Below are 25,410 nucleotides of genomic sequence, written 5' to 3'. Positions count from 1 at the left end.
CTCACGCCTCGCGCTTCGAGGCGAGGAAGGTCAGCAGGAGCTTGCGCTGGAGGTCGAACATCTCCTTGCGCTCGTCCTCCTCCATGTGGTCGTAGCCCAGGAGGTGGAGGATCGAGTGGCAGGTCAGCAGGAGCATCTCCTCGACGGCGCTGTGGCCGGCCTCGGCGGCCTGCTTCGCGGCCACGCTCGGGCACAGGACGACGTCGCCGAGCAGGCCCTCGGGAGCCGGATGCTCGGGCGTTCCAGGGGTGAGCTCGTCCATCGGGAAGCTCATCACGTCCGTGGGACCGGGCAGGTCCAGCCATTCGACGTGGAGCTTCTCCATCGCCGGCTCGTCGACGAACAGGATCGACATCTCCGTCGCCGGATGAAGGTGCATCGCCTCGAACACGTAGCGGGAGAGCTCCACGAACTCGAGCTCGTCGACGGCGAAGGCGGTCTCATTGCGGACCTCGATGGTCATGGTCAGGATCCCTTGCTCGTGCGGTGACGGGAGTCGCGGTTGCCGCCGGGGCCGATCTCCCAGCGCCCGTAGGCCTCGACGATGTCGCTCACCAGGCGGTGGCGCACCACATCGCGCGGGGAGAGCCGGCAGAAGGAGATGTCGTCCACCCCGGAGAGCACCTGTTCGACCACGCGAAGGCCGGAGCGCTGAGCCCCGGGCAGGTCGACCTGCGTGACGTCCCCGGTGACCACCATCGTCGAGTTGAAGCCGAGGCGGGTGAGGAACATCTTCATCTGCTCGGGGGTGGTGTTCTGCGCCTCGTCGAGGATGATGAATGCGTCGTTGAGGGTGCGGCCGCGCATGTACGCCAGCGGCGCCACCTCGATGGTCCCGGCGCCCATCAGGCGCGGTATCGACTCGGGATCGAGCATGTCGTGCAGGGCGTCGTACAGGGGCCGCAGATACGGGTCGATCTTCTCGTTGAGCGAGCCGGGGAGGAAGCCGAGCCTCTCCCCCGCCTCGACGGCGGGCCGGGTGAGGATGATCCGGTTGATCTGCTTGCTCAGCAGCTGCTGGACCGCCATCGCGACCGCCAGATAGGTCTTGCCGGTGCCCGCGGGACCGATGCCGAAGGTGATCGTCGAGGACTCGATCGCCTCGATGTACTTCTTCTGGCCGAGGGTCTTGGGGCGGATGGAGCGTCCGCGCGAGGACAGGATGGTCCGGGAGAGCACCTGCTCGAGCTTCTGCCCCTCCGCGCGGTCGTCGCCGTAGAGGCCGGCGGCGCGCTGGACGGCCTCCGCCGTGACCGGATGGCCGGTGGAGGCCAGTTCGATCAGCGACCGCACGATGTGCTCGGAGCGCCGCAGTGCGTCCTCGGTCCCGCGGAGGGTGACCTGGTGGCCGCGCACGTGCACATCGGTGTCCGGGACGGCGTCCTCGAGCGCCGCGAGCGCCTGATCGTTCTCCCCCAGCACCTGGAAGGGGCTGAGGTGATCGGGGATCGCGAGACGGCGCTCGATCGTCTCGGGGGCGCGGCCGGGGACGGGGGTCAGCGCATCAGGCACCGGGCGTCACAGGTTCCCTTCTGCGAGCTTCCCGCCCGCGAGGACGTGCGCATGCACGTGGAAGACGGTCTGGCCGGCGGAGGAGCCGGTGTTGAAGACGAGGCGGAACTCGCCGTCGCCGAGATCGGCGGCGACCTCCCCTGCGACCTCGGCGAGATGCGCGAGCACCTCGGGGTCGGCGGCGGCGAGCTCGCGCACGTCGCGACGATGCTCGCGCGGGACCACGAGGACGTGGACGGGCGCCTGCGGGTGCAGGTCCCGGAAGGCGATGACGGACTCGTCCTCATGGACGCGGTCGGAGGGGAGCTCTCCGGCGACGATCCTGCAGAAGACGCAGTCCGGATCGCGGAGCTCGGGGGCGGTGCTGCTCATGCCCGCGAGTCTAGTGGAGCGACGCAGCACACATCCGATGCAGGAACACCGGCGGGCTGTGACAAGTTCCTGTCTCCATGACGTCAATCGGAATCATCACCGCCTCCGCACGCCCCAACGCCGTCTCCTCGCAGGTGGCAGGGTGGGTCGCCGAGGCCGTCGGAGACCGCTTCGAGATCGACCGCATCGATCTCGCCCGTGTCGCGCTGCCCGCCTATGACGAGGCCTTCCCTCCGCGCAGCGGCAACGCCAAGACCACCGAGCACGGCATCTCCTGGTCCCAGCGCATCGACGCCCTCGATGCCGTCGTGATCGTGACTCCGGAGTACAACTACTCCTACCCGGGCATCCTCAAGAACGCCGTGGACTATCTCGTGACCGAGTGGACCGAGCTGCCCACCGTGCTGGTGGGGACCTCCTGGGGCGGCGGCGCGAAGGTCCTCGAGAAGCTCGAGGAGCTCATGAGGGCCGTCGGCGCCGATGTCATCGACTCCGTCGGCCTCGCGTTCGGCCAGGACGTCTCCCCTGAGGGAGAGCTCTCCGTGGCCGAGGACAAGGCCGCACGGCTGGCAGCTGCCCTCGACCGCATCGACTCACTGGTCGGCTCGCCGGTCGCCTGACACCCCCGGCACCGGGACCGAGAGGGCCGCTCCCCGGAGGAGCGGCCCTCTCTCCGATCTCGAGCGGATATCGCTCGGACAGCTCAGACGCCCGGGACGGTCCGGACATTCCGCTGCATCCGACCGCCCCCTACCGATCCCAGCGGCCGACCAGAGCGCTGATCACCGCGATGCCCGCCGGTCCGGCGGTCGAGGACCGCAGCACCTCCGGGCCGAGCAGCACGCTGCGCGCACCGGCGCCGCGGAGGGCCTCGAGCTCGCGCTCGCTGATGCCGCCCTCAGGGCCGACGACGACCATGATCTCCGTCGTGCCGTCGGAGGCCGCGGAGCGCAGGATCGGCTCGAGGCTCATCAGCGGGACGGACTCCTGCTCGTGCAGGACGAGCACGAGCGCCCCGGCGTCGACCGCCTCTCGCACGACGCCGACGACGGCCGCGCCCGCCACGGGCTCCTCGACGACGGGGATGCCGGGACGCCGGCACTGCTTCACGGCCGCGCGGACCGTGCCCTCCCAGCGTGAGCGGCCCTTGCGGAGCTTCTCACCGCGCCAGACGGACACCGACCGCTCGGCGATCCAGGGGATCACCCGGTCGACCCCGAGCTCGGTGGCGGACTCGACGGCCTGCTCGTCACGGCCCCCCGCGGCGAGCGCCTGGAGCAGGGCGAGCCGGGGGACGCGGGCGACGGGCGGGGTGGGATCCCCGAGGAGCTCGAGCTCGAGCGCCTCCTTGCGGGCTGAGACGACCTCGGCGAGCACCTGGCGGCCGGGGGGATCGGTCAGGAGCACGCGCTCGCCGACGCCGATCCTGGCGACCTTGGCGGCATGGCGACCCTCCTCGCCCTCCAGGGTGCAGAAGTCGCCGGAGCGAGCGCTCTCGAGCGCATCATCGAGGATGAGGAATCCAGGGGGCGTGGTCGGCATCGCTGCTCCTCAGGGTCTCCGGGAGGTGTCGGGCGTCTCGGTGCGCTTCCCGGGAGGCGTCACAGCTCGCGCAGGCGCTCGCGCAGCTTGGCGAAGGGACGCGCGCCCTTGCGGCGGGTGGTCTCGTCGCCGCGGAGCGCCGCGAACTGCTCGAGCAGCTCCCGCTCCTCGTCGCTGAGCCCTTCCGGGACCAGGACGTTCAGCACGACGCGCACATCGCCCCGGCGCTCGCGGCGCAGCGGAGTGACGCCGAGCCCCTTGAGAGTGATCTCGTCGCCGGGCTGGGCACCGGGGCGCACGTCGATGTCCTGGACTCCGTCGAAGGTCTCCAGCGGGAGGGTCGCGCCGAGCGCGGCGGAGGTCATCGGGACCTCGAGCGTGGTCACGAGATCGTCGCCCTCGCGGGAGAAGACGTCGTGCTCGACGATGGAGAGCTCGACGAAGAGGTCGCCGGAGGGGCCGCCGGCCTCACCGACCTCGCCCTCGCCGCGCAGCTGGATGCGGGTGCCGTTCTCCACACCGGAGGGGATGCGCACGGTGACCGTGCGCTCCGTGGGCGTGCGTCCATGGCCGGAGCACGAGGTGCACGGGGACTCGATGACGTCGCCGTGGCCCTCGCAGGTGGGGCAGGGGGCGGTGGTGACCATCTGGCCCAGCAGGGACTGGGCGACCCGCTGGACGTGGCCGGAGCCGTCGCAGGCGGTGCAGCGGGTGGGGCTCGTCCCGGGCTCGCAGCAGGAGCCGCTGCACCGCTCGCACAGCTCAGCGGTGCGGAAGGTCACCTTCTTCTCGGTGCCGAAGACGACCTCGCGCAGGTCGATCTTCGTGCGACGCAGCACGTCGCCGCCGCGCCGCTGCCGCGGGACCGGCCCCTGGCCGCGCCCGCGCATGCCCGCCGCCCCGGCGAACATGTCGAAGATGTCGTTGACGTCGAATCCGCCGCCGCCCCCGCCGAACCCGGGGAAGCCGCCGGCGCCCATGCCGGGCCCGCCGCCCATGTCGTACTGACGGCGCTTGTCCTCGTTGGAGAGGGTCTGGTAGGCCTGCGAGACCCGCTTGTAGCGCTCTGCCGCCTCAGGATCCGGGTTGACGTCGGGGTGGAGTGTGCGGGCGAGCTTGCGGTACGCCTTCTTGATCTCCTCGGTGGAGGCGTCCCGGGAGACTCCGAGCAGGTCGTAGTAGTCGTCGTTCACGGTGCAGGGGTTCCTTGCCGATGGTTCGTGGGCGGTCCGTCGGGCGCGAGGACGCGGCCGGACGGTGGAGGCGGGCGGTCAGGCCGCCCGCCTCACTCGAGATAGCGGGAGACGTAGCGGGCGATCGCCTGGACCGTCGAGATGCCGGCCGCGTAGTCCATGCGGGTGGGCCCGAGGATCGCCAGATGCGATCCTGCCCCGTATCCCGCGCCGACGACAGCCGCCTGGTTCAGCGCCCGGTCGCGCAGCTCGGAGCCGATGCGCACCTCGACCGCGCCGGGAGACGCATGCATCTCCGTGAACAGGCGCAGCAGCACGAGCTGCTCCTCGAGCACGTCCAGCAGCGGCTCGACGTCGCGGGCGAAGTCCTGCGCGGAGCGGGCGATGTTGGCGGTCCCCGCGAGCATGATGCGGTCCTCCGCGCGGGTCGCGGCGAGCGCGATGAGCGCCTCGGCGACCTCCGCCGCCGAGGCGAGGTCCGCTGCGGGGACGCTCTCGAGCATCTCCTGCAGCGGGGCGGCGAGATCGGTGACCTCGCGCCCTGCGACCGCTCGCAGGAGCTGGTCGCGCAGGTCCATGTAGAACTCGGCGGGGCGCGGGGCGACGATCGGGACGGTCCGCTGGTCCACGCGGCCGGACTCCGTGATCAGGACGATCAGCAGGAGCGAGTCGGAGACCTTGACGAGCTCGACGTGGCGCACGCGGGCCTGGCGCCGGGCCGGGTACTGGACCATGGCGACCTGCTGAGTCAGCTGGGCGAGCAGGCGCACGGTGCGACCGAGCATCTCCTCGACGTCGCCGGCGTCCTCGAGCAGACTCTGGATGGCGCGCCTCTCGGGCGCCGACAGCGGCTTGACGGTCGCGACGTGGTCGACGAAGGCGCGGTAGCCCTTGTCGGTGGGGATGCGACCGGCAGAGGTGTGGGGCTGGTGGATCAGCCCCTCCTCCTCGAGCACCGACATGTCGTTGCGGACGGTCGCCGCGGACACGCCCAGCTCGTGCCGCTCCAGCAGCGACTTCGAGCCGACGGGCTCGCGGGTGGACACGTAGTCCTCGACGATGGCGCCGAGGATCTGGAGCTTGCGGGTGTCCGTCCCCCTCACCTCCTGGTCTGGCGTCTCTCGTGCGGTCTGTCGGCGACCCTCGAGGCTTAGCACTTCAGGTCGTCGAGTGCCAATCCTACGCCTCGCACGGCGGCGTTCCGGGAGGTGTTCGCCACGGGTGTACGGTGCGGGGGTGCCCACCGCCTCCGATCGCTTCCCCGACCGGTACGGACAGGACGTGCTGTCCTCCGGTCCTCCGTCGCACCATCGCCGTCGCCCCGTGGCGCGCGAGGTCCCCGTCCACCGGGATCTCGTCGTCGAGGAGGCCTCCACCGGCTTCACCGGGGCGGTCACCCGCCTGGAGAAGATCGCCGGGCAGATCGTGGTCGAGCTCGAGGACTACCGCGGTCGTCGCCGTTCCTTCCCGCTCGGCCCAGGCTTCATGATCGACGGGCAGCCCGTCGTGCTGACGCGTCCGGCTCCGAAGAGGTCCAGCGCTCCGAAGATCTCTGCGAGCGGCTCGGTGTATGTCGAGGGCGCCCGCGCTCGCACCGCTCGCGCATCGAGGATCTGGGTCGAGGGCAAGCACGACGCCGAGCTCGTCCAGAAGGTCTGGGGCCATGACCTGCGCATCGAGGGCGTCGTCGTCGAGATGCTGGATGGCGCCGACAACCTCGTCGAACGGGTTCGGGAGTTCGCCCCCTCCCCGCAGCGGCGCATCGGCGTCCTCGTGGACCATCTGGTGAAGGGCTCGAAGGAGACCCGCATCGCGGAGGAGGTCATGCGCCTGCCCGGGGCCCGGGGGAACGTGCTCGTGCTCGGTCACCCGTACGTCGACGTATGGCAGGCCGTCCGGCCGGCGCGGGTGGGGCTGGACGCGTGGCCCCATGTTCCGCGCGGCACCGACATCAAGGTCGGCACGCTGCGGGCGCTGGGCTGGCCGCATGCAGACCAGGCCGACATCGCCCGGGGATGGCAGCGGGTCCTCGCGACCGTGCGCTCCTACGCCGACGTCGAGCCGACGCTCTCCGGGCGCATCGAGGAGCTCATCGACTTCGTGACGGTCGACGGCGCCGGCGGCTGACGACGAACGGTGCTCGAGCAGCCGTCCGACTGGGGGAAACCCCCCGCCCATCTCGGAGGGCGCCCGCGGAGACGCCCGACACAGGAAGCCTCTATTCTGGCCTCATCGACCACCGCCGGATGCACGGCCCGGCCTGTACCGAGGAGCGCCATCATGACGCAGACCCCCGCCCCTACCCCCGACGGCCAGCATCCGTACGACCCCTTCGCGGGCACGTCGGCCGACCCGGCCGTCTCCGCCTCCGCCGCCGAGGCGCCGCAGGCGAGCCCCGCCCCCGCGGCCCCGCAGTCGCCGTACGGCGCAGCGTCCTCGGCGGATCCCTTCGCGCAGCCGGCCCCGCAGCAGGAGGGGTTCGCGCAGGCCGCTCCCCCGGCCGGCGGCCACCAGCAGCAGGCCCCGCAGGCGGGCGGCTACGCACAGCCCGCCGCCGGCGCCCCCGCCGGCCAGCACCCGGCCGAGTCGCCCCTGCCGGCCGGCTTCTCGGGCCTCTACGAGGGTCCGTTGAACGGCCAGGGCACGACGCCCTCGGACTCCCGCATGTGGTCGATGTTCGCCCACCTCTCGACGGTGCTCGGCTACATCGTCGGCGCCGGCTTCCTCGGCTGGGTCGGTCCGCTGGTCATCTTCCTCATGTACAAGGACCGCGACCGCTTCATCCGCTACAACGCGGCCGAAGCGCTCAACGCGGCGATCGCGACGGTCATCATCGAGATCGTGCTCGTGATCGTGCTGACCATCTTCACGCTGATCACCTTCGGGATCGGCGGCTTCGCGTTCCCGCTGATCTGGGTGCCGGCGATCCTGCACGGCGTGTTCGCGATCATCGGCGCGGTGAAGACCAACCAGGGCACCTGGTGGAACTACCCGATCAACATCCGTCTGGTGAAGTGACCGCCCCTTCGCAGACATGCCCCCTCACGGCGCCCGCCTCGTCCTGGACGAGGCGGGCGCCGTCGTGAGGAGCGCAGTGAGCCGATATCGTGCTCTGTGTTCAGCTGTCGCACAGTGAGGCACCGATGACGGACTCTCCGGCCCCCGATCCGCACCATCACCCCGCCCCGGCCGATCTCGGCGATCCTCGATCCCCCGGCGCCCCATGGGATGCGCAGCCCTCGCCGGGATCGGTCCACGACCAGCCGGGCCAGCCGACATCTCCCCCGCCACCCTCGGCCCCGCCGCCCTCGGCCCCGCCGCCCTCGGCCCCGCCGCCCTCGGCCGCGCCCTCGAACGGAGGCGGCTGGCGCGACATGCTGGGCGACGACGCCGTGCGAATCTCCCGAGGGACCCGCGCGCTCTGGGACCGACGCGCCGAGACCCGTTCACGCATCGCCCAGGGCGGACAGGAGCTCGCCGGGCACGGCCGGGAGATCGCGCAGAGAGGACGCTCTGCGGCATCCAGCGCCTGGAGCACCGCCGCACCGACGGGGGCGCAGGCCGTCGACGCCGTCCGCACCCGCGCGGGCGGCGCGGTGCGCAGCGCCGCCGACGCCGGACGGCGCGCCGGAGAGCTGCGGATCGGCCCCGACGGGCGTCCTCGCATGCCCCGTGCACTGATCTTCTCCGCGGTCGCCGCGATGCTGGCAGCATTCCTCATGGCGCTCACGGTCCTGCTCAGCGCCTTCGGCGCGGGGAGGACGCTGCGCGTGATCGCCTGGCTGACGGACGACACCGGCATCCGCGCCCTGGAATGGGTGCACACGATCAGTTCGGGCATCGCCGGTCTGATCATGCTCGTCGGCACGCTCCTCGGACTCGCCATCACCGCCGTCTTCGGGATCTACGCGTGGCGGGTCCTGCGGGGGACTGGACGCGCCCGCTGGGTCGCGCTCGCCGCCGTGGTCTGCGGCTCGTTCACCGCGCTGCCGGTCGAGCCCCTGGTGGGAGCCCTCTTCCTGCTGGTGTCCGGGACGAGCGTCCTGCTCGCCTTCGTGCCCGCCTCCCGGACGTGGTTCGCCCATCGTCGTGCGCTCCGGAGCGCACAGCTCACTCCACGAGGTCCCGGATCACCGCATCGGCCATCAGCCGTCCCCGGCGGGTGAGCACCGCACGACCGTCGGCGAGCGCCTCCGGGTCCAGATGACCGCGCTCGCGGTGGACGTCCACCATGTGCCGACGGCTGGCCGGCACCGCCTCGACCTCCAGGCCGTCGACGATCCGCAGCTCGAGCATGACCCGCTCGAGGGCGCGGTCCTCGGCGGAGAGCTGCTCGCTCTCCTGCACCGGCAGCATCCCCTCGGCCAGGCGCGCGGCATAGCGGCTGGGATGCTTCACGTTCCAGGACCGCTGGCCGTCGCGATGGCGGTGGGCACCGGGACCGATCCCCCACCAGTCCGCTCCATGCCAGTAGGCGAGGTTGTGACGGGAGCGGTGCTCGGGAGCGCGGGCCCAGTTGGAGACCTCGTACCAGCTGAGCCCGTCGGCCGCGGCGAGGTCGTCGACGAGCTCGTACTTGTCCGCCATGTCGTCGCCGTCGGGCTCGGCGACCTCGCCCCGACGCAGCTTCCGCGCCATGGCGGTGTTGCCCTCGATGATCAGCGAGTAGGCCGAGAGATGGTCGATGCCGCAGGCGAGCGCCGCGCGGACGGAGGCCTCGACGTCTGCGAGGGTCTCCCCCGGAGTCCCGTAGATCAGGTCGAGGCTGACGTCGAGACCGGCCTCGCGGGCCCAGTCCACGACCTGGGGAACGCGCTCGGGGTCGTGGGTGCGATCCAGGGTCGCGAGCACGGAGCGCACGGCCGACTGCATGCCGAAGGAGACGCGGGTGATGCCGCCGTCGGCCAGGCGCTGCAGCGACTCCCGAGTGACCGAATCGGGGTTCGCCTCGGTGGTGACCTCCGCGCCGGGGGCCAGAGGGATCAGCGAGCGCAGATGGTCGAGCATCGAGACCAGATCCCGGGCGGGCAGCAGGGTGGGGGTGCCTCCGCCGAAGAAGACGGTGCCGACGCGCTCGTAGGCGTACCCGGCGGCGAGGTCATCGGCACGCTGCAGGTCCATCTCCCGCATCGCGTTGGCGGGATACTCCCGCTGCGAGCCTCCCCCGCCGAGCTCGGTCGCCGTGTAGGTGTTGAAGTCGCAGTATCCGCAGCGCACGGCGCAGAAGGGCACATGGATGTAGACCGACAGATCCTCCGTCGGCCGCCCGGAGGGACGCGGCGCGCCCGAGGCGCGGATGCTCGGCGCCGAAGCGGTCACCGGCCGGTCCCGACGGCGAAGCCGCGACCGGTCGAGCGCAGCGCGGGAGGGACCTCGATGCCGAGCACCTGGTCGATCTGGCGGGCGGCCCCGTCGTACAGCACGGTGGAGGTGTCCTGCGCCCACTCCAGCAGCAGACGGGCCCGGTCAGCCTCGAGCCCGCGGAAGAGATCGCCGATGGTGACGCCGTGGTCGGGCCGCTGAAGCACCTGGATGCGCTCGCCGGCACCGACGGCGCCCTCCTCGACGACGCGGAAGTAGGCTCCGCTGCGGCCCTCCTCCGTGAAGCGGCGGCCCCAGCGGCGGTCGCCCATGCGAGCGCTGAAGGTTCCGCAGGGCTGGCGCGGACAGGTGCCCTCGATGACCGCGGTGCCGATGCGCCAGCGCTCTCCGACGACGGTCTCGTCGGTGTCCTGCCCGACGGTCACCAGGTTCTCCCCGAAGAAGCCGTCGGGCAGCTCCTCCCCGCGCTCTGCGGCATAGGCCTCGCGGACCTCGCGGGAGAAGGCGTAGACGGCCTTGAAGATCCCGCCGTGATGCTCGCGGTCGCCCTGCACGTCGCCGAGGACGCCGTGGGTCAGCAGCTGCACGGGGGCGTCGGAGGGTCGCTTGTCGATGCCGCTCATGAGGGAGCGCTCGGGCACGGCGAACAGCTGAGCGACCGTGCACACGGCCGCGACAGCGCCGCCGCGCGAGGTGTCGATCGCGACGTCGAGCCGCGGCCGGACGGGGCTCACCGCTTCTTCCCCTCCTTGGGCTCGGCCGCATCGGAGGAGAGCGCGGCGATGAACGCCTCCTGAGGAACCTCGACGGAGCCGATGTTCTTCATGCGCTTCTTGCCCTCCTTCTGCTTCTCCAGGAGCTTGCGCTTGCGGGAGATGTCGCCGCCGTAGCACTTGGACAGCACGTCCTTGCGCATGGCGCGGATGTTCTCGCGAGCGATGATGCGCGAGCCGATGGCCGCCTGGATCGGCACCTCGAACTGCTGGCGCGGGATGAGCTTCTTGAGCTTCCCGGCCATCTCGACGCCGTAGTGGTAGGCCTTGTCGCGGTGGACGATCGCGCTGAAGGCGTCCACCGGCTCGCCCTGGAGGAGCATGTCGACCTTGACGAGGTCCGCGGTCTGGGAGCCGGAGACGTCGTAGTCGAGGGAGGCGTAGCCCTTGGTCCGGGACTTCAGCTGGTCGAAGAAGTCGAAGACGATCTCCGCGAGCGGGAGCGTGTACCGCAGCTCGACGCGGTCCTCGCTGAGGTAGTCCATGCCGCCGAGGATCCCGCGCTTGGACTGGCACAGCTCCATGACGGCGCCGATGTACTCACTGGGCACGAGGATCGTCGCCTTGGTGACGGGCTCGTGGATCTCGCGGACCTTGCCGGCTGGGAAGTCGGAGGGGTTCATGACCTCGACCTCGCTGCCGTCCTCCATCACCACGTGGTAGACGACGCTGGGTGCCGTGGAGATGAGGTCCAGGTCGAACTCCCGCTCGAGCCGCTCGCGGATGATCTCCAGGTGCAGCAGCCCCAGGAACCCCACGCGGAACCCGAAGCCGAGCGCGGTGGAGGTCTCCGGCTCGTAGTTCAGCGCAGCATCGTTGAGCTTGAGCTTGTCGAGCGCGTCGCGGAGGTTCGGATAGTCGGAGCCGTCGATCGGGAAGAGGCCCGAGAACACCATGGGCTTGGGGTCGGAGTACCCGGCCAGCGGCTCGCTCGCCCCGTTGATCGAGGTGGTGATGGTATCGCCGACCTTCGACTGGCGCACGTCCTTCACGCCGGTGATCAGGTAGCCGACCTCGCCGGGACCGACGCCCTTCGTCGGCGACGGCTCCGGGGAGCTCACGCCGATCTCCAGCAGCTCGTGGTGGGCGCCGGTGGACATCATGTCGATGCGGTCGCGGGAGCGGAGGTATCCGTCGACGACGCGGATGTAGGTGACCACGCCCCGATAGGTGTCGTAGACGGAGTCGAAGATCATCGCGCGGCAGGGGGCCCCCGGGTCCCCCTCCGGAGCGGGGAGCTGGCGGACGACATGGTCGAGCAGCTCGGGGACCCCCTGACCGGTCTTCCCGGAGACCCGCAGCACCTCGTCGGGATCGACGCCGACGAGCTGGCCGATCTCTGCGGCGTACTTCTCGGGGTCCGCACCGGGGAGGTCGATCTTGTTCAGGACAGGGATGATGGTGAGGTCGTTCTCCATCGCCAGGTACAGGTTCGCCAGGGTCTGCGCCTCGATGCCCTGGGCTGCGTCGACGAGCAGGATCGCGCCCTCGCAGGCGGCCAGGGAGCGGGAGACCTCGTAGGTGAAGTCGACGTGACCGGGGGTGTCGATCATGTTCAGCGCGTAGTTCACGCCGTCGACCTGCCAGGGCATGCGCACGGCCTGGGACTTCACCGTGATGCCGCGCTCGCGCTCGATGTCCATCCGGTCGAGGTACTGCGCACGCATGGCGCGCTCCTCGACGATCCCGGTGATCTGCAGCATGCGGTCCGCCAATGTCGACTTGCCGTGGTCGATGTGCGCGATGATGCAGAAGTTGCGGATGCGCTCCTGGGGCGTCGACGCGGGCTGGATGTCCCGGGCCTCATCGGCAGCGATCCTGGGGGTCACCGGCGGCTTCCTCTCACTGGGGGCGCGCGCCCCTGCGGGCGCACCGAACAGCGCCCATCGTCTCACGGCGAGCTTCGCGCCCGCGCCCCGCGCCGCCGCGGCCCGGCCGACGTCACAGCCCCTCGGGCCTCGCCGTGTCAGGCGTCGGCGCCTCAGACGTCGGCGTGGAAGTACGTGCTGCCCAGCGAGCGCGTCGCCGCGGCGGTCACCCGCTGCAGCTGCTCCATCTCGGCACCGAAGTCCGCGACGATCTCCTCGAAGGAGCGGTGCCGCAGGCTTGCGAGCGCCCGACCCACGATCCGCCGGGTCGGATCCTCCGTGCCGAGACGATCCAGCGCGCGGCCGTGCAGCCGGACCAGCAGAGCGAGAGCGACGTCGAGCTCGTGCAGGCAGTGCGCGGCCGAGCGCGGGAAGGTCGAGTCCAGCAGGAGGAAGGCGAGCGCATCGGAGGAGCGGACCCGGCCCCGATAGGTGCGGATGCACGCCTCCCACCCGCCGGCGCATCGCAGCAGCTGGCTGCAGGCGCGCTCGGAGGTGTCCTCGAGGTCGTGGGCCTGCAGCAGCCGGGCCACCATGTCGATCCGTTCGATCATGCGCCCGACCCTCAGGAACAGCCAGGCCTCGTCGCGGGTCATCGTGGAGTCCACGAGACCTCCGACGACGGCGCAGCGATCCTTCGCCTGACGGAGGAGGCTGTGCATGCGGGACGGCCGCACGCTCCGCGGCAGGTTCAGCACGGTCGTGTTCAGCGACTCCCACACCTCCGTCGGGAGCACCTCCCGGGCGCCGCGGGCGTTCTCCCGGGCGGTGCGCAGCGCACCTGCGACGGCGGAGGGGGCGTCCCGGTCGACGACCATCATGTCGAGCACCTGCTGGACGTCCAGGCCGTCCGGGTCCAGGACCTCGACCCCGAACAGGCCGAGGACCTCCGCGCAGGCCCCCGCCGCGTCCCCGCCGACGTCCTCCGTGATCGCCTGCAGGCGCACATCCAGGATGCGGGCTGTCTGGTCGGCGCGCTCGACGTAGCGCCCGATCCAGAGCATCGACTCAGCGATCCGACTGAGCATCCTCGACCCTCTCCTCGAGCCCGATCATCGCGATCGCGCTCGTGATCGGCGGCGGCTCGGCCTCACGGGGCTCGTCGGCCCCATCATCCGCCCGCCCGGTCTCCACAGGTGCGCCGACATCGTCGTGCTCGAGGACCCGCAGCTGTCCGGTGCTGGTGGGCACCTCGATCCGGACCGGGCGATCGGCCCCCAGCACCCAGGTGTCCTTGGACCCTCCGCCTCGGGACGAGTTCACGATCATCTCGCCGCGAGGCAGCGCCACCCGCGTCAGCCCTCCCGGGAGCACCCACACGTCCTCGCCGTCGTTCAGCGCGAAGGAGCGCAGGTCCACGTGCCGGGGCTCGAGACCCTCCTCGACGAGCGTGGGGATGGTCGAGAGCTGCACGAGCGGCTGGGCGATCCATCCTCGAGGATCCTCGAGGACTCTCCTGCGCAGGGCATCGAGCTGGCTGCGGCTCGCAGCAGGTCCGATCACCACCCCCTTCCCGCCGGAGCCGTCGACCGGCTTGAGCACCAGCTCGTCCAGACGGTCCAGGACCTCCTCCCGCGCCTCCCGGTCCTCGAGGCGCCAGGTGTCCACGCTCGCGAGGATCGGCTCCTCCTCGAGGTAGTACCGCACCAGATCGGGGACGTAGGTGTAGGTGAGCTTGTCGTCGGCGATCCCGTTGCCGATCGCGTTGGCGAGCACGACGTTGCCCGCCAGGACGGCCCGCACGAGCCCCGGCACCCCGAGCAGGGAGTCGGGGCGGAGCACCTCCGGGTCCAGGAAGGCGTCGTCGGTGCGCTTGTGGATCACGTCGACCCTCCGCAGCCCCGCGGTGGTGCGCATGTAGACGCGATCCGAGCGCACCACGAGGTCACCGGCCTCGACCAGCTCCACTCCCATCGTCCGCGCCAGCAGCGAATGCTCGAAGTAGGCGCTGTTGTACCGGCCCGGGGTGAGCACGACGACCGTGGGCTCCTCGCCCGCAGTGTCGGGCGCGGCGGCGCGCAGCGCACGCAGGAGACGACCGGGGTACTCGCCGATGCTGCGCACCCGGCGCTCCGCGAACAGCTCGGGGAACGAGTGCACCATCGCTCGACGGTTCGAGAGCACATAGCTGACGCCGCTGGGGGTGCGGACGTTGTCCTCGAGCACCCGGAGGCCGCCGTCCCCATCGCGCACGAGATCGATCCCGGCGATGTGGATCCGCACCCCGTTGGGCGGACGGTATCCGTGCACCGCCCCGACCCCGACATCACGACGGGACCGGTCCACCAGGGAGGCAGGGATGACACCGTCGGCCACCGCGCGGCACCCGGCGCTCAGATCGTCGAGGAGCGCCTCGAGGGCGCGCACCCGCTGCCCGATGCCCGCGGAGACCTCCGCCCATTCCTCGGCGGCGATCACCCGCGGGATCGCATCGATCGGGAAGGGACGCTCCTCCCCCGCGTAGTCGAAGGTGATCCCCTGGTCCAGATAGCTGCGTGCGAGGGACTCCGAGCGCAGGCGGAACTCCTCCGCCCCGAGCGCCGAGATCGCCTCGCGCAGGGGGCGGTAGACGGGACGCGCCGCACCGTCGGGGGCGATCATCTCGTCGCCCTCCCAGCCGACGCCGGCGCCCTGCAGGAGCGAGCTCGCGGACATGGCTACCATCTAACACCGTCACTCCCCCCCCCCCCCCCCCCCCCGCGGAAGCGAGAACCATGTCCCTGACCTCCCGCCTGTCCTCGCTGCTGCGCTCGGCGACCCGATCCCCCGCCGTGCGACGCGCCGCCCGGGACCTCGGCGAGGCCGCCCTCCGAGCCACGAGGGACGACGATCAGCGGAGGACCGGCCTTCCGGCTGATGGTCCGGCTGATAGTCCGGCCGACGGCGCTGCCGGCAGCGGCACCGGCCGCGAGGGAGCACCGGTCCTCGCCGACCGCACCGGCTCGGTGCCGCTGTCCATCGCCTACGCCCCTCGCGACGACGACGATGCCGATCCGGGTGAGATCGTCTGGGCGTGGGTTCACTACGAGGAGGACATGACCCAGGGGAAGGACCGTCCGGTGCTCGTGATCGGTCTGGAGCCCGCCTCGGCCGGCGGGACGGACGGCACCGGCAGCGTGCTCGTCGCCCTCATGCTGACCTCTCGCGACCGCACGCCGTCGGGCGGAACGATCACCGATGAGCACGGCGCCACCTGGGTCGACATCGGCTCCGGGGACTGGGATCGTCAGGGGCGCGAGTCCGAGGTGCGCGCCGACCGCCTGCTGCGACTGGCCCCCGGCGGAGTGCGGCGCGAGGGCGGGCGACTCGGCAGGGATCGCTTCGAGCGCGTCGCCGATGCGGTGCGGGAGGTCCACGGCTGGCGCTGAGCATGCGCAGATGGGACGCATGACACGCCTGTGCGCCGCAGACCGACTGGGGCCGCTCTGGTAAGGTCCTTCCTTGTATGTGTGACATACCGCGAGGTGTGCGCGCCCCGTCGGACCTACCGTGTCCGGGTGCGGCGGTCAGTGCGACCCGAGCGAGTAGCCGTGGCAGCGTCCCGGCGCCGACGTCTCCAGGCGAATCCCCACCGCCCGTCCCCGTCGGAGCCGGTCCTCAGCAGCCGCGGGAGATCCTCCACAGCATCAGAGAAGAGTCTTCGTGGCAAACATCAAGTCCCAGATCAAGCGGAACAAGACGAACGAGAAGGCCCGCCTGCGCAACCGCGCGGTGAAGTCCGAGCTCAAGACCCACGTCCGCAAGGTCCGCACCGCTGTCGCCGCCGGCGACGCCGCCGCTGCCGGTGAGGCCCTCCAGGTCGCCTCCCGCAAGCTGGACAAGGCCGTCTCCAAGGGCGTCATCCACAAGAACCAGGCCGCCAACCGCAAGTCGGGTCTGGCCAAGCTGGTCGCCTCCGTCGAGGCCTGAGCTCCGCTCATCCGTCGAAGGGCCCCGCACACCTCGGTGTGCGGGGCCCTTCTGCGTCACCGGTCCACCAGCACCGGTCCGTCGTCACGGGCCCATCACCGGGCGCGGCGCGCCCGGCAGATCTCCATCACCATCCGCTGGACCGACCAGCGGGGGTCGCGCCCCGCGCCTTTGACCTCATGGTCGGCCAGGGCGACCGCCTCGATCGCCCGAGCCAGCGATCGGTCGTTCCAGGCCCTCGCCTCGCGGGAGAGGTTGCGGAGCATCCAGTCGGGCATGCCGAGGGTGCGGGCGCTGGCTCCGGGCGCGGTGGTCTTGGCGAGCGACCGCATCTTGGAGGCGATCGCGGCGACGATCGGAACAGGATCCGCACCGGCGAGCTGCGCCTGCTGCAGCAGCTGCAGCGCCTCGATCTCGCGGCCGGCGATGGCCGCATCGGCCACGGCGAAGGCGGTGGACTCCACCCTCCCGGCGGTGAGCGCGTGCACGTCCTGGACACCGACCGGCTGCGGCTGCTCGCCCTGGTCCGGCGTGGTGTCCTCGATCAGCTGGCGGCTGATCGCCGCGAGCTCCGCCAGGTCGGTGCCGAACGCGTCCACGAGCGCGGTGACGGCGTCGGGCTGGACCCTGCGGTTCGCGCGGGCGAACTCGGCGGCGACGAACGCCTGCTTGTCGGCGGCCCGCTTGACGGGGCTCGCATCCACCCGCGGCACTCCCGCCTTCTTGAGCGCGTCCAGCAGCTTCCTGCCCCGGCTGCCGCCGCGGTGCACGAGCACCAGGGTCACATCGGCCTCGGGGGCGGGGAGATAGGCGAGGATCTCCGCGATCAGGGACTCGGGGGCCGCCTGCAGCTGAGGGACCAGCACGAAGCGGGGCTCGCCGAACAGCGAGGGGCTGGCGACCTGGGAGAGGGCTCCGGCGGTGAGCGCATCGCCGGCGAGCTCATGGACGGCGACCTGCGGATCCGCCTCCTTCGCGAGTGCGCGCAGACGCTGCACCGCGCGATCGGCGATGAGGGTCTCGGTGCCGTGCACCAGGACGATCGGGGCGAGGGCGACGCTGTGCCACTCGACATCGCTCACGGGGTCTCCTTCACAGGCTCGGTGCCGGATCGATCCTATCGGGCGGGGCCGACGGCCCTGGGCGCGAAGGGATCGTCGGCCGGGATGATCACGGTGCCGTGGACGTCGGTGCGCACGATCCCGGCGCCGACGTCGGACAGCAGGCTGAGGGTCTGCTCGGTGGGATGGCCGAAGGTGTTCTCCTGCCCGACGGTCAACAGCGCGATCCGCGGGGACAGGGCGGCGTAGAGCTCCGGGTCCTGGAAGCGGGACCCGTGGTGAGCCGTCTTGACGACATCGGCGCCCGCAGTGATGGCTCCGCCGGGGTCGAGGTCGAGCAGATCGCCCTGGGCCGCAGGCTCGAGATCACCGAGGGCCACCAGCTCGAGGCCGTCCTCCCAGCGGACGGAGAGGACGATCGAGCAGTCGTTGGCACCGTCGACCTCCCCGGAGGGCTGCTCACGCGCCGAGGCGGAGCGGGCCGCCTCGGCGGTCGGTGGCCACAGCACCTGGAGCGAGAGGCCTCCGATCTCCTCCGCGGTGCCGGTGGTCGCGATCTCGACGGGCGAGCCCGGCACGACCGAACCCGCCGCGCGGTCCATCGGACAGATCCATTGCGCCTCCGGCAGGCGCTCCCCCACGAGGGCGTCGCGACCACCGGTGTGGTCGGCATGCGGGTGGGTGAGCACGAGCAGGTCGATGGCGGTGACGTCCAGCAGATCGAGGCACTCCTCGAGCGCCTCCGGATCGGGGCCGGTATCCACCAGCACCGTGCGGTCATCGCCGTCCTCCCCGGTGCGCAGCAGCAGCGCGTCGCCCTGGCCGACCGCGCAGGCGGCGATGATCCATGCCGTCCGCTCGCGCAGCGGACCGGTGCGGCCGAGGGACCAGGCCAGAGCCACGACGGCGATCCCAGCGACGGTCCAGCGGGTGACGGGGCTGCGGCGGGTCCTGATCGCGAGGGTCAGCGCGAGGATCGCACCCAGGCAGATCAGCACCCCGGGCAGGCCCTCGGCCACGGAGATCCTCGACAGAGGGAGCGCATCGGCCTGTCGAGCGATCAGGAGGACCAGATGCGCTCCCCCGGCGCCGACGGTCATCAGGGCCGCCGCGCCATCGGGCCAGAGGAGACCGACGAGCAGGGATACCAGGCCGATCACCGTCATGGGTCCGACCAGCGGATCCACCAGCATGTTCACGACCACCGCCCAGATCGACACCTCAGGAGCCAGCAGAATCAGCACAGGCGTGCAGGCGAGCTGCGCGACCAGCGGGACGGCGATCACGAGGCTCCCGGTCTCCCCCAGGCGCCCGCCGCTCATCTCCGCGATGGCGCGGCCCAGCGGCGGGGCGGCGATCAGGATCGCCCCGGTCGCGAGCGCCGAGAGCAGGAACCCGATGCTGGCCGCGGTGACAGGATCCAGGACGGACCAGAGGGCGACGGTCAGGGCGAGGCTCGCGACGGGAGAGGCGCGCACACCGAGGAAGCGGGCGACCAGCAGCGGCGTCGCCATCGTCGCCGCCCTCTGCACCGAGGGCTCGTCGCCGACGAGCCACACGTAGGCCGCCATCGCGAGCGCTGCGAGGGCCATCCGCGGTCTGCGCCGCACGCCTGCCAGCAGCAGCGGGACCGTGACCGCAGCGATCACCAGGGCGATGTTCGCCCCGGACACCGCGACCAGGTGGGAGATGCCCGCGCGGCGCATCATCTCCTCGGCCTGCTCGGACAGGCCCAGGGTGTCGCCCGTGGTCATGCCGCGCACGAGCGCGCCCTCGTCGCCGCTCAGATGGGCGGTCGAGGCCCGGGCCCGCTGGCGCAGCGTCTGCCGAGCCCGGTCGAGCGCGCCCCCGATGCCGGTGCGCGGCGCGACATGCACCTCGTACGCCTGCAGCACGAGCAGTCCGTCCGCATCCCGCAGGACTCCCCTGACCCGCACCGCCTCGCCGTCATGGGCGTCGGCGAGCTGGTCCGACGCGCCGTCGGCCGCGCTCAGCAGGACGGGCACGGACCCGGGCAGATGGGCGGTCTCCGCTCCGATCCTCACGGGACCGCGGACGGTCCGTGCGCTCGCCCTCAGCCCGTCCCGGGACCACTCGGGGCCGGAGGTCGGGGCGGAGGGATCGGACCGCAGCACGAGGGAGACCTCGAGGATCCGGCCGTCCTCCGCGGCATCGGCGAGACGGGAGCGGGTACGGTCCGCGCGCTCCAGGGCGGGGACCAGCAGGATGCACGCGAGCAGCACGAGGGCCAGGTGCGCCATGAGCACGGCGGAGCGCTGTCGGCGTCCGAGCGCGATGACGGCGGTGAGGACGACTGATGCCAGAGCCGCCGCGGCGGCCACGGCGGCGCCCAGCCCCCAGGCCGCTCCGAGCACGGCGAGCACCCAGATGGCACAGGCGCCCGGCAGCAGGCGCAGGTCGCCCCGTCGGAGTCCGCTGCGCGGCGCGGCGGCCGCCGGAGCCGGGGCGTCGGCCGGGGTGCCGCCCATCAGACGGACGCCGCCGGGCGGATCCGCTCGAGGGTCGCCGGTCCGATGCCGGAGACCTCGAGCAGGTCGTCGACGCTCCGGAACGGGCCGTTGGCCTCGCGATGGTCGACGATGCGCTGAGCGATCGCCGGGCCCACCCCGGGCAGGTCCTCGAGCTCTGCCGCGCTCGCCGCGTTCAGGTCGACCGTCCCCGTCGCGCCGGAGCCGTCGTCGGCTCCCGTGCCGCCCGACGACGGGGAGGTCGTGGCCGATCCGCCCGTCGGCGGCGTGGGGACGGCCTCGCCGGGCTCGGGGACGTGCACCTGCTCGCCGTCGACGAGGACGCGGGCGAGGTTCAGCGCGGCGAGGTCCGCCTCCCCGGTGGCTCCGCCCGCGGCACGCACCGCATCGTCGACCCGGGATCCGACGGGAAGGGTGACGACGCCCGGCTCCGCGACCTGTCCGGAGACGTGGACGACGACGTCGCCCTGCCCGGTCGCGGCCGCGGATGCCGGTGCGGAGGACGGCGCATCGGACTCCGCGGCGAGGGTGGGAGCATCCGACGGGGCAGCGGCATCCGCGGACTCGATCTGGACTGTCGGCGAAGCATCCTCGAGCGGCACCGCGGAACCGCTGCCGGACAGGTGCACGACGCCGACGCCGATCAGCACGAGCACGGCGATGCCCACGAGGGAGGAGGGAGAGGGCGCCGGGAGGCGCAGCCGACGGTGCGGGGCTGCTGTCCGGTCGCGCTGCTCGATCAGGAGGTCCGGTGTCGGGTCCTGCTCGGGGCGCCGGTGGCGTCCGCCGGGTGCGCCGAGGCGCCCCCGGCGGGGGCTGGATGCTGCTCTCATGTCCGGAAGGCTAGGGAGCGGTCGGTCCTGTCCGCGGGGGCTGGTGCCGCGCTGGGGACGGAGCGGGGGTGGGGAGGAGTGGTCGGCCTCTGCGATGTCGCGGCGGGCCGCCGCCTCCGAGGATCAGCGCGTCGGCGGAGCAGCCGGTCAGCGGATCAGCGCAGACCCAGCATCGTCATCCACTGCGGCAGGAACGCGAGGGCGATGAGCACGACGATGAGCAGGTACCACAGCAGTGTCAGCACGATCCAGTGCCGGAGGATGTTCGCGAACGGTCGCGGGAGCGGCAGGTCGCCGTCCTCGATCGTGTGCGCGAGCGTCGCGAAGAACATCGGCGCGGTCGCCGCCCACACGACCATGCACCACGGGCACAGCGCCCTGATCACGTACAGGGCCGAGTACGCGAGGAAGTGGATGAAGCCGAAGGCGAAGGTCATCCCGCCCAGCCGCGCCCAGCGCATCCAGGTCGGCAGCCGCACCCCGCTGATCATGAGAGAGCCCAGCACGCCCATGATCGCGTACCCGGCGAGCCCGATCGCCATGTTCGGCACCCCGAAGGCGTTCGACTGCCATGTCATCATCACGCTCCCGCAGGAGATGAACGGGTTGATGTCGCAGCCGAGGACGGCTCCCGGGTTCTCCAGCAGGAACAGCTTGTCGACCATGAGGGTCATCGCCGCGATCCACGCGACCAGGCCCGCGATCAGCAGGACCGCCCCGGTCAGCGGTGCGCCGGCGCGCGGACGGGCCGAGCGCTCGGCGGCGATCTCCGCGTCGATCTCGGCGAGGAGCTCGGCCTCGGTCGGTTCGTCGGATCGTGGGTCGTCGCTCATCGGTGACCTTCCGTGGGTCGGCGTGCCTGCGAGCTGAGGAACGGGCTCAGGCGCTCAGGGGGTGGATGCGGTACCACTCGGCGAGGCGGGCGAAGCCCTCCTCCATGGAGACCTCAGGATGCCACTGCAGGCGCTCGCGGGTGCGGCGCTGGTCGAACCAGTGGGCGGTGGACATCTGCTCGGCGAGGAACTCCGTCATCGGCGGCTCGTCCTCTCCGGGCCGGATCTCCCAGACCCGCTCGACGAGACGGCCGGCCGCGCGCCCGAGCGCCCCGGGGATCCGCAGCCGCGGACCGGGGACGCCGGCGGCGTCGCAGAACCCGGTGAACACGTCGCGCACGGTGCGGGGCTCCCCGTTGGTGATCACGAAGCTCTCCCCATGGACGTCGTCGATGCGGTCCAGCGCGGCGACGATCGCGCTCCCGGCGTTGTCGACGTAGGTGGTGTCGATCAGCGCCATGCCCTGATCGAGCAGGGGCAGACGTCCGCTTCTGGCGCGGTCGACGATCCGGCCGACCAGCTGGGTGTCGCCGGGACCCCAGACGATGTGCGGACGGACGGAGGTCACCTGCAGCCCGTCCGCTCCGTCGGCCGCCATCGCCAGCAGCTCGGCGGCGGCCTTGGTGCGCGCGTAGGGGCCGCGGGCGCGCTCGGGGTCGGCGGGCGTCGCATCGGCGCCCACGATCGCGCGGCCCAGGTGCGCGACCGACGGGGAGGAGACGTTCACCAGGTCCCCTCCTCCGCGCTCGCGCAGGGCGTCGACGACATGACGGGTGCCCTCGATGTTGACCTGGCGGTACTCCTCCTCCGGACCGGAGATGGAGACCTTCGCTGCCAGGTGGACGACGGCGTCGGCCCCCTCGACGGCGCGGCGGACGTCGTCGGCGGAGGTCAGCGACCCCTGGACGTCCTCGACTCCGGGGATCGCCGCGGGGCGTCGCTGGAAGGCGCGCACGGAGTCCCCGCGGTCACGCAGCATCTCGGCGACGGCGCCGCCGAGCATTCCCGACGCACCGGTGACCAGGACGGTGCGGGCGCTCACAGGGCGTCCGCCTTCTCGCCGCGCAGCGTCTGCTCGGACCAGCGCGAGAGCGCAGCCCTGTCGATCTTCGAGTTGTGGCGGATGTCCGTCGGCAGCGAGCGGGTGGCGAACACCGCGGTCGCCTCGGCCCCGGAGAGCTCCCGCACGGCGCGCCGGACGGCCTCCTGCAGCGGAGCCGGAGCAGGATGCGGACGCGTCGCCTTCCCGGGTCTGTAGTCATCCTCGGTCTCGACGAACACGACGATCTGCTGGGTTCCGCGGGGGCCGACGACGGCGGCGCCGGCACGACGCACCGTCGGCACCGTCTCAGCGGCCTCCTCGACCTGCACCGGGGTGAACAGGCCGTCGGCGGTCGCGAGCACATGCGCGGTGCGCCCTTCGATCCACAGCCGGCCGGCGTCGTCGAGATGCCCGACGTCACCGGTGGCGTGCCAGCCCTCGAAGCGCATCGAGGTCCGCGTGGTGCGCCACAGCATGAGGTAGCGGTCGCGCACGTGCGGGGCGCGCACGAGCACCTCGCCGGTCACGCCGGGCTCCGTGCCGATCTCACCGGTCGTCTCCCCGTCGGCGTCCATCGCGGCGATGGCGATCTCCACCCGCGGCACCGGGGTGCCCACGCACACGCCGGACCCCTCGCCCGCGGCCTCGATGCCCTCGAGGTCGATCGCGGCGACGGCCAGGCACTCGGTCATCCCGTAGGGGGTCAGCGCCGCGGCCTCGGGCATGATCTCCCGCAGGCCTCGCAGCAGGTGCGCCGGGATGGGAGCGCCGGCGGAGAAGAAGCTCGCCGACCGTGCGAGCGCGGCCCGGCGCTCCGGATCGAGATCCTTCGCGGTGTCGAGGATGTTGCGCAGCGCCGCGGGGGCGGTGAACACCGCCGGGGACCCGAGGGCGGCGACCGCATCCGCGAGCGCCGTCGCGGTCAGCTCCCCGGGACGGGTGATGTCCATGTCGGGCACGACGGTGGGAGCGCCGAGGGCCGGGCCCAGCAGTGCGAAGGGGGCGAAGCCCGCCACCAGGCCCCGCTCGGGATCCAGCTGCAGCGTGTCCCCGACAGCGGCGAACATCGCGCTCAGCTGCGCATGCGTGTAGACGGCGCCCTTCGCGGGTCCCGTGGAGCCCGAGGTGAACAGGATCGCCGCGTCGGCGTCGGCCTCGGGCCATTCGACGTCCAGCGGGGCGCCGAGATCGCGCATCTGGGCACCGGTGGCGGCGAGCTGGGCGATCGAGGTGTCCACGCCGAGGACGCGGCGATCGACCGTCGGCAGCTGCTCGACGCTGATGCGCCTGCCCGGCCAGCCGAGCGCCCGGGCGCCGGCCAGGGCCTTGGGCATCCCGACGATCCAGTCGGGATGGGAGCCGACGACAGCGCGGGTGAGCCCGTCGATGCCGAGGCCCGCGTCGGCGATCACGGCGACGGCCCCGATGCGCAGGCATGCGTACAGCACGCCCGTGAGGTCCGCGCCCGGTGTGATCAGCACGCTCACGCGCTCGCCGGGGAGGATGCCGTGGGCGAGCATCCCGGCGGCGATGTCGTCCACCCGCTTGCCCAGCAGGGACCAGGTGATCTCGCGCGAGGGCTCGTCGCCGGTGCCGATCTCGACGACGGCGGGGCCGTGCGCGTGGACGGGATCGGCGGCGAGCCGCGCGAGAGCCTCGCCGACGTGCTTCACGGGCACCTGCTCGGCGTAGGAGGAGACTGCCGGGCGGCGCTCCTGGACGTCGACGGGGGCCGAGGGATCCTCGCCGAAGGTGTCCTCGAGCCATTCGGCGACGGTGCCGGCGACGTCGGCCTCCTCCCACACGAGGTGGCTCGTCCCCTCGAACCGATGCACATCGGCATGGGGGACGCGTTCGATGAGATCGCGCAGGTAGCGGTCGGAGAAGGTCACGTCCTTGGGGCCCCACGCGAGGAGCGTGGGGACGTCCAGGTGCCGGATGCCCTCGGCGAGCCGCTCGAGGGCGGCACGGGACGGGTGGCCGGCGGTGTCGGGGATGTCCGCGACGAACGCCTCGATGCCGCGGCGGCGCGCGCGGGTGCGGTAGGGGGCGAGATAGGCCTCCCGGACATCCTTGCCGATGGCCTCGCCGGAGAGGGCGAGGGTGGTGCGCAGGAAGGCGTCGGTGAGGGAGGTCGAGGCCGGCAGCAGGCCGGGCGCGGTCGCCAGCTGCAGCGCCCGTGGGAGCTGCTCGCCGAGCTCCTGGTGGATGCCGGTGTTCGTCAGCACCATGCCGACCAGGTCGTGCCGGTTGTCGAGCGCCCAGCCGGTGGAGATGATGCCGCCCCAGTCATGGCCGACGGTGACCACGGGGCCCTGGATCGACAGGGCGTCGGTGAGCAGCGACAGGTCGGTGATCCGATCCTGCAGACGGCGCGCAGTGCCGGTGCGCTCGGACCAGCCCATCTCGAGCTGGTCCACGGCGATCAGCCGCCAGGGGATGTCATCACGCACGAGCGAGCGGAAGAGCAGGGAGTACGTCGGGTTCCCGTGGACCGCGAGGAGGGTGCCGCGCGGTTCGATCCCACGCTCCTCGAGCAGCGGGGCGGAGTCCAGCAGATGCCATCGGCGCGGTTCGCCGGCGTGGTCGCGCACCTCGACGCTGCGGTGGATGCGCGGGTCCACGCCCGGCATGTCGGGGATCTCGGGGACCGCCGCGCGT

At 72.0% G+C, this 25,410-nt stretch carries 23 protein-coding genes; 6 read left to right on the top strand and 17 right to left on the bottom strand.

All coding sequences use genetic code 11. The features are described from left to right. Nucleotide 1: 1 nt before the first annotated feature. From ybeY to ACZ5AJ_RS05860, 3 genes are read right to left on the bottom strand one after another with little or no spacing between them, the layout of a single operon-like run. Nucleotides 2-463, bottom strand: a complete 462-nt coding sequence (gene ybeY, locus ACZ5AJ_RS05870; protein ID WP_464137938.1) for an rRNA maturation RNase YbeY — start codon at nt 461-463, stop codon at nt 2-4. Between the two features lie 2 nt (nt 464-465). Then, complete coding sequence (locus tag ACZ5AJ_RS05865) at nt 466-1,512, bottom strand: PhoH family protein (protein ID WP_464137936.1); 1,047 nt, start codon at nt 1,510-1,512, stop codon at nt 466-468. Nucleotides 1,513-1,518: 6 nt separating this feature from the next. Further along, a complete protein-coding gene (locus tag ACZ5AJ_RS05860; RefSeq protein WP_464137935.1) occupies nt 1,519-1,884 on the bottom strand; it encodes a histidine triad nucleotide-binding protein in 366 nt (121 codons plus the stop codon). Between the two features lie 77 nt (nt 1,885-1,961). On the opposite strand from ACZ5AJ_RS05860, the gene ACZ5AJ_RS05855 reads away from it, so the two are divergent. Continuing rightward, nucleotides 1,962-2,504: an NADPH-dependent FMN reductase gene (locus tag ACZ5AJ_RS05855; RefSeq protein WP_464137933.1), complete on the top strand. Its 543-nt coding sequence runs from the start codon at nt 1,962-1,964 to the stop codon at nt 2,502-2,504. Nucleotides 2,505-2,634: 130 nt separating this feature from the next. Here ACZ5AJ_RS05855 and ACZ5AJ_RS05850 read toward each other — a convergent pair whose 3' ends face one another. The 3 genes from ACZ5AJ_RS05850 to hrcA all read right to left on the bottom strand — a co-directional run bounded on the left by ACZ5AJ_RS05850 (nt 2,635) and on the right by hrcA (nt 5,722). Then, nucleotides 2,635-3,426, bottom strand: a complete 792-nt coding sequence (locus ACZ5AJ_RS05850; RefSeq protein WP_464137931.1) for a 16S rRNA (uracil(1498)-N(3))-methyltransferase — start codon at nt 3,424-3,426, stop codon at nt 2,635-2,637. 59 nt (nt 3,427-3,485) lie between these two features. Next, on the bottom strand, nt 3,486-4,619 hold the full coding sequence (gene dnaJ / locus ACZ5AJ_RS05845) for a molecular chaperone DnaJ (RefSeq protein ID WP_464137929.1): 1,134 nt from the start codon (nt 4,617-4,619) through the stop codon (nt 3,486-3,488). A 92-nt stretch (nt 4,620-4,711) separates the two neighbouring features. Next, entirely contained in the window at nt 4,712-5,722 is a 1,011-nt protein-coding gene (gene hrcA / locus ACZ5AJ_RS05840) for a heat-inducible transcriptional repressor HrcA (RefSeq protein WP_464137926.1), read from the bottom strand. 133 nt (nt 5,723-5,855) lie between these two features. Between hrcA and ACZ5AJ_RS05835 the strand changes: the two genes are divergently transcribed. The 3 genes from ACZ5AJ_RS05835 to ACZ5AJ_RS05825 all read left to right on the top strand — a co-directional run bounded on the left by ACZ5AJ_RS05835 (nt 5,856) and on the right by ACZ5AJ_RS05825 (nt 8,785). Continuing rightward, nucleotides 5,856-6,746 carry a DUF3097 domain-containing protein gene (locus tag ACZ5AJ_RS05835; protein ID WP_464137923.1) on the top strand — a complete coding sequence of 297 codons (891 nt, stop codon included), beginning with the start codon at nt 5,856-5,858 and terminating at the stop codon, nt 6,744-6,746. Between the two features lie 153 nt (nt 6,747-6,899). Next, entirely contained in the window at nt 6,900-7,637 is a 738-nt protein-coding gene (locus ACZ5AJ_RS05830; protein WP_464137921.1) for a DUF4870 domain-containing protein, read from the top strand. A 356-nt stretch (nt 7,638-7,993) separates the two neighbouring features. After that, entirely contained in the window at nt 7,994-8,785 is a 792-nt protein-coding gene (locus ACZ5AJ_RS05825) for a hypothetical protein (RefSeq protein ID WP_464137920.1), read from the top strand. Here ACZ5AJ_RS05825 and hemW read toward each other — a convergent pair. From hemW to ACZ5AJ_RS05800, 5 genes are all read right to left on the bottom strand, one after another. Then, nucleotides 8,730-9,917: a radical SAM family heme chaperone HemW gene (gene hemW, locus ACZ5AJ_RS05820; protein WP_464138701.1), complete on the bottom strand. Its 1,188-nt coding sequence runs from the start codon at nt 9,915-9,917 to the stop codon at nt 8,730-8,732. The genes ACZ5AJ_RS05825 and hemW overlap by 56 nt on opposite strands. A gap of 17 nt (nt 9,918-9,934) precedes the next feature. Next, complete coding sequence (locus tag ACZ5AJ_RS05815; RefSeq protein ID WP_464137917.1) at nt 9,935-10,675, bottom strand: MOSC domain-containing protein; 741 nt, start codon at nt 10,673-10,675, stop codon at nt 9,935-9,937. After that, complete coding sequence (gene lepA / locus ACZ5AJ_RS05810; protein WP_464137915.1) at nt 10,672-12,543, bottom strand: translation elongation factor 4; 1,872 nt, start codon at nt 12,541-12,543, stop codon at nt 10,672-10,674. Before lepA ends, ACZ5AJ_RS05815 begins: the two co-directional genes overlap by 4 nt. Nucleotides 12,544-12,695: 152 nt before the next feature. After that, the gene (locus ACZ5AJ_RS05805) at nt 12,696-13,610 is read right to left on the bottom strand and encodes an alpha-E domain-containing protein (protein ID WP_464137913.1); all 915 of its coding nucleotides are present in this window, start codon (nt 13,608-13,610) and stop codon (nt 12,696-12,698) included. Then, nucleotides 13,591-15,237, bottom strand: coding sequence for a circularly permuted type 2 ATP-grasp protein (locus ACZ5AJ_RS05800; RefSeq protein WP_464137911.1), 1,647 nt, complete (start codon nt 15,235-15,237; stop codon nt 13,591-13,593). Before ACZ5AJ_RS05800 ends, ACZ5AJ_RS05805 begins: the two co-directional genes overlap by 20 nt. Nucleotides 15,238-15,296: 59 nt before the next feature. On the opposite strand from ACZ5AJ_RS05800, the gene ACZ5AJ_RS05795 reads away from it, so the two are divergent. Both ACZ5AJ_RS05795 and rpsT read left to right on the top strand, forming a co-directional pair. Further along, a complete protein-coding gene (locus ACZ5AJ_RS05795; RefSeq protein WP_464137909.1) occupies nt 15,297-15,950 on the top strand; it encodes a type II toxin-antitoxin system PemK/MazF family toxin in 654 nt (217 codons plus the stop codon). A 274-nt stretch (nt 15,951-16,224) separates the two neighbouring features. Beyond that, complete coding sequence (rpsT, locus tag ACZ5AJ_RS05790; RefSeq protein WP_464137907.1) at nt 16,225-16,491, top strand: 30S ribosomal protein S20; 267 nt, start codon at nt 16,225-16,227, stop codon at nt 16,489-16,491. 95 nt (nt 16,492-16,586) lie between these two features. On the opposite strand, the gene holA is transcribed toward rpsT, so the two are convergent. From holA to ACZ5AJ_RS05760, 6 genes are all read right to left on the bottom strand, one after another. Then, on the bottom strand, nt 16,587-17,573 hold the full coding sequence (holA, locus tag ACZ5AJ_RS05785; RefSeq protein WP_464137904.1) for a DNA polymerase III subunit delta: 987 nt from the start codon (nt 17,571-17,573) through the stop codon (nt 16,587-16,589). Between the two features lie 35 nt (nt 17,574-17,608). Continuing rightward, nucleotides 17,609-20,041 carry a ComEC/Rec2 family competence protein gene (locus ACZ5AJ_RS05780; RefSeq protein ID WP_464137902.1) on the bottom strand — a complete coding sequence of 811 codons (2,433 nt, stop codon included), beginning with the start codon at nt 20,039-20,041 and terminating at the stop codon, nt 17,609-17,611. Then, nucleotides 20,041-20,874: a helix-hairpin-helix domain-containing protein gene (locus tag ACZ5AJ_RS05775; protein ID WP_464137900.1), complete on the bottom strand. Its 834-nt coding sequence runs from the start codon at nt 20,872-20,874 to the stop codon at nt 20,041-20,043. The genes ACZ5AJ_RS05780 and ACZ5AJ_RS05775 overlap by 1 nt, the downstream gene beginning before the upstream one ends. 155 nt (nt 20,875-21,029) lie before the next feature. After that, nucleotides 21,030-21,707: a vitamin K epoxide reductase family protein gene (locus ACZ5AJ_RS05770; RefSeq protein WP_464137898.1), complete on the bottom strand. Its 678-nt coding sequence runs from the start codon at nt 21,705-21,707 to the stop codon at nt 21,030-21,032. 46 nt (nt 21,708-21,753) lie between these two features. Next, nucleotides 21,754-22,749 (bottom strand): NAD-dependent epimerase/dehydratase family protein, encoded by a 996-nt coding sequence (locus ACZ5AJ_RS05765; protein WP_464137896.1) that lies wholly within the window; start codon nt 22,747-22,749, stop codon nt 21,754-21,756. After that, nucleotides 22,746-25,382: an alpha/beta fold hydrolase gene (locus ACZ5AJ_RS05760; RefSeq protein WP_464138699.1), complete on the bottom strand. Its 2,637-nt coding sequence runs from the start codon at nt 25,380-25,382 to the stop codon at nt 22,746-22,748. Before ACZ5AJ_RS05760 ends, ACZ5AJ_RS05765 begins: the two co-directional genes overlap by 4 nt. Nucleotides 25,383-25,410 lie beyond the last annotated feature (28 nt).

The sequence above is a fragment of the Brachybacterium zhongshanense genome, assembly GCF_055385755.1.
The sequence above is the reverse complement of the archived record's forward strand: the minus strand, read 5'-3'. Positions and strand labels throughout refer to the sequence as shown.

What these genes read in the sequence shown, in the direction of transcription:
- ybeY (WP_464137938.1), bottom strand. Translation starts at nt 463, where the DNA reads ATGACCATCGAGGTCCGCAATGAGACCGCCTTCGCCGTCGACGAGCTC.
- ACZ5AJ_RS05860 (WP_464137935.1), bottom strand. Translation starts at nt 1,884, where the DNA reads ATGAGCAGCACCGCCCCCGAGCTCCGCGATCCGGACTGCGTCTTCTGC.
- ACZ5AJ_RS05855 (WP_464137933.1), top strand. Translation starts at nt 1,962, where the DNA reads ATGACGTCAATCGGAATCATCACCGCCTCCGCACGCCCCAACGCCGTC.
- ACZ5AJ_RS05850 (WP_464137931.1), bottom strand. Translation starts at nt 3,426, where the DNA reads ATGCCGACCACGCCCCCTGGATTCCTCATCCTCGATGATGCGCTCGAG.
- ACZ5AJ_RS05830 (WP_464137921.1), top strand. Translation starts at nt 6,900, where the DNA reads ATGACGCAGACCCCCGCCCCTACCCCCGACGGCCAGCATCCGTACGAC.
- ACZ5AJ_RS05825 (WP_464137920.1), top strand. Translation starts at nt 7,994, where the DNA reads ATGCTGGGCGACGACGCCGTGCGAATCTCCCGAGGGACCCGCGCGCTC.
- ACZ5AJ_RS05805 (WP_464137913.1), bottom strand. Translation starts at nt 13,610, where the DNA reads ATGCTCAGTCGGATCGCTGAGTCGATGCTCTGGATCGGGCGCTACGTC.
- ACZ5AJ_RS05800 (WP_464137911.1), bottom strand. Translation starts at nt 15,237, where the DNA reads ATGTCCGCGAGCTCGCTCCTGCAGGGCGCCGGCGTCGGCTGGGAGGGC.
- ACZ5AJ_RS05795 (WP_464137909.1), top strand. Translation starts at nt 15,297, where the DNA reads ATGTCCCTGACCTCCCGCCTGTCCTCGCTGCTGCGCTCGGCGACCCGA.
- ACZ5AJ_RS05780 (WP_464137902.1), bottom strand. Translation starts at nt 20,041, where the DNA reads ATGGGCGGCACCCCGGCCGACGCCCCGGCTCCGGCGGCCGCCGCGCCG.
- ACZ5AJ_RS05775 (WP_464137900.1), bottom strand. Translation starts at nt 20,874, where the DNA reads ATGAGAGCAGCATCCAGCCCCCGCCGGGGGCGCCTCGGCGCACCCGGC.
- ACZ5AJ_RS05770 (WP_464137898.1), bottom strand. Translation starts at nt 21,707, where the DNA reads ATGAGCGACGACCCACGATCCGACGAACCGACCGAGGCCGAGCTCCTC.
- ACZ5AJ_RS05760 (WP_464138699.1), bottom strand. Translation starts at nt 25,382, where the DNA reads ATGCCGGGCGTGGACCCGCGCATCCACCGCAGCGTCGAGGTGCGCGAC.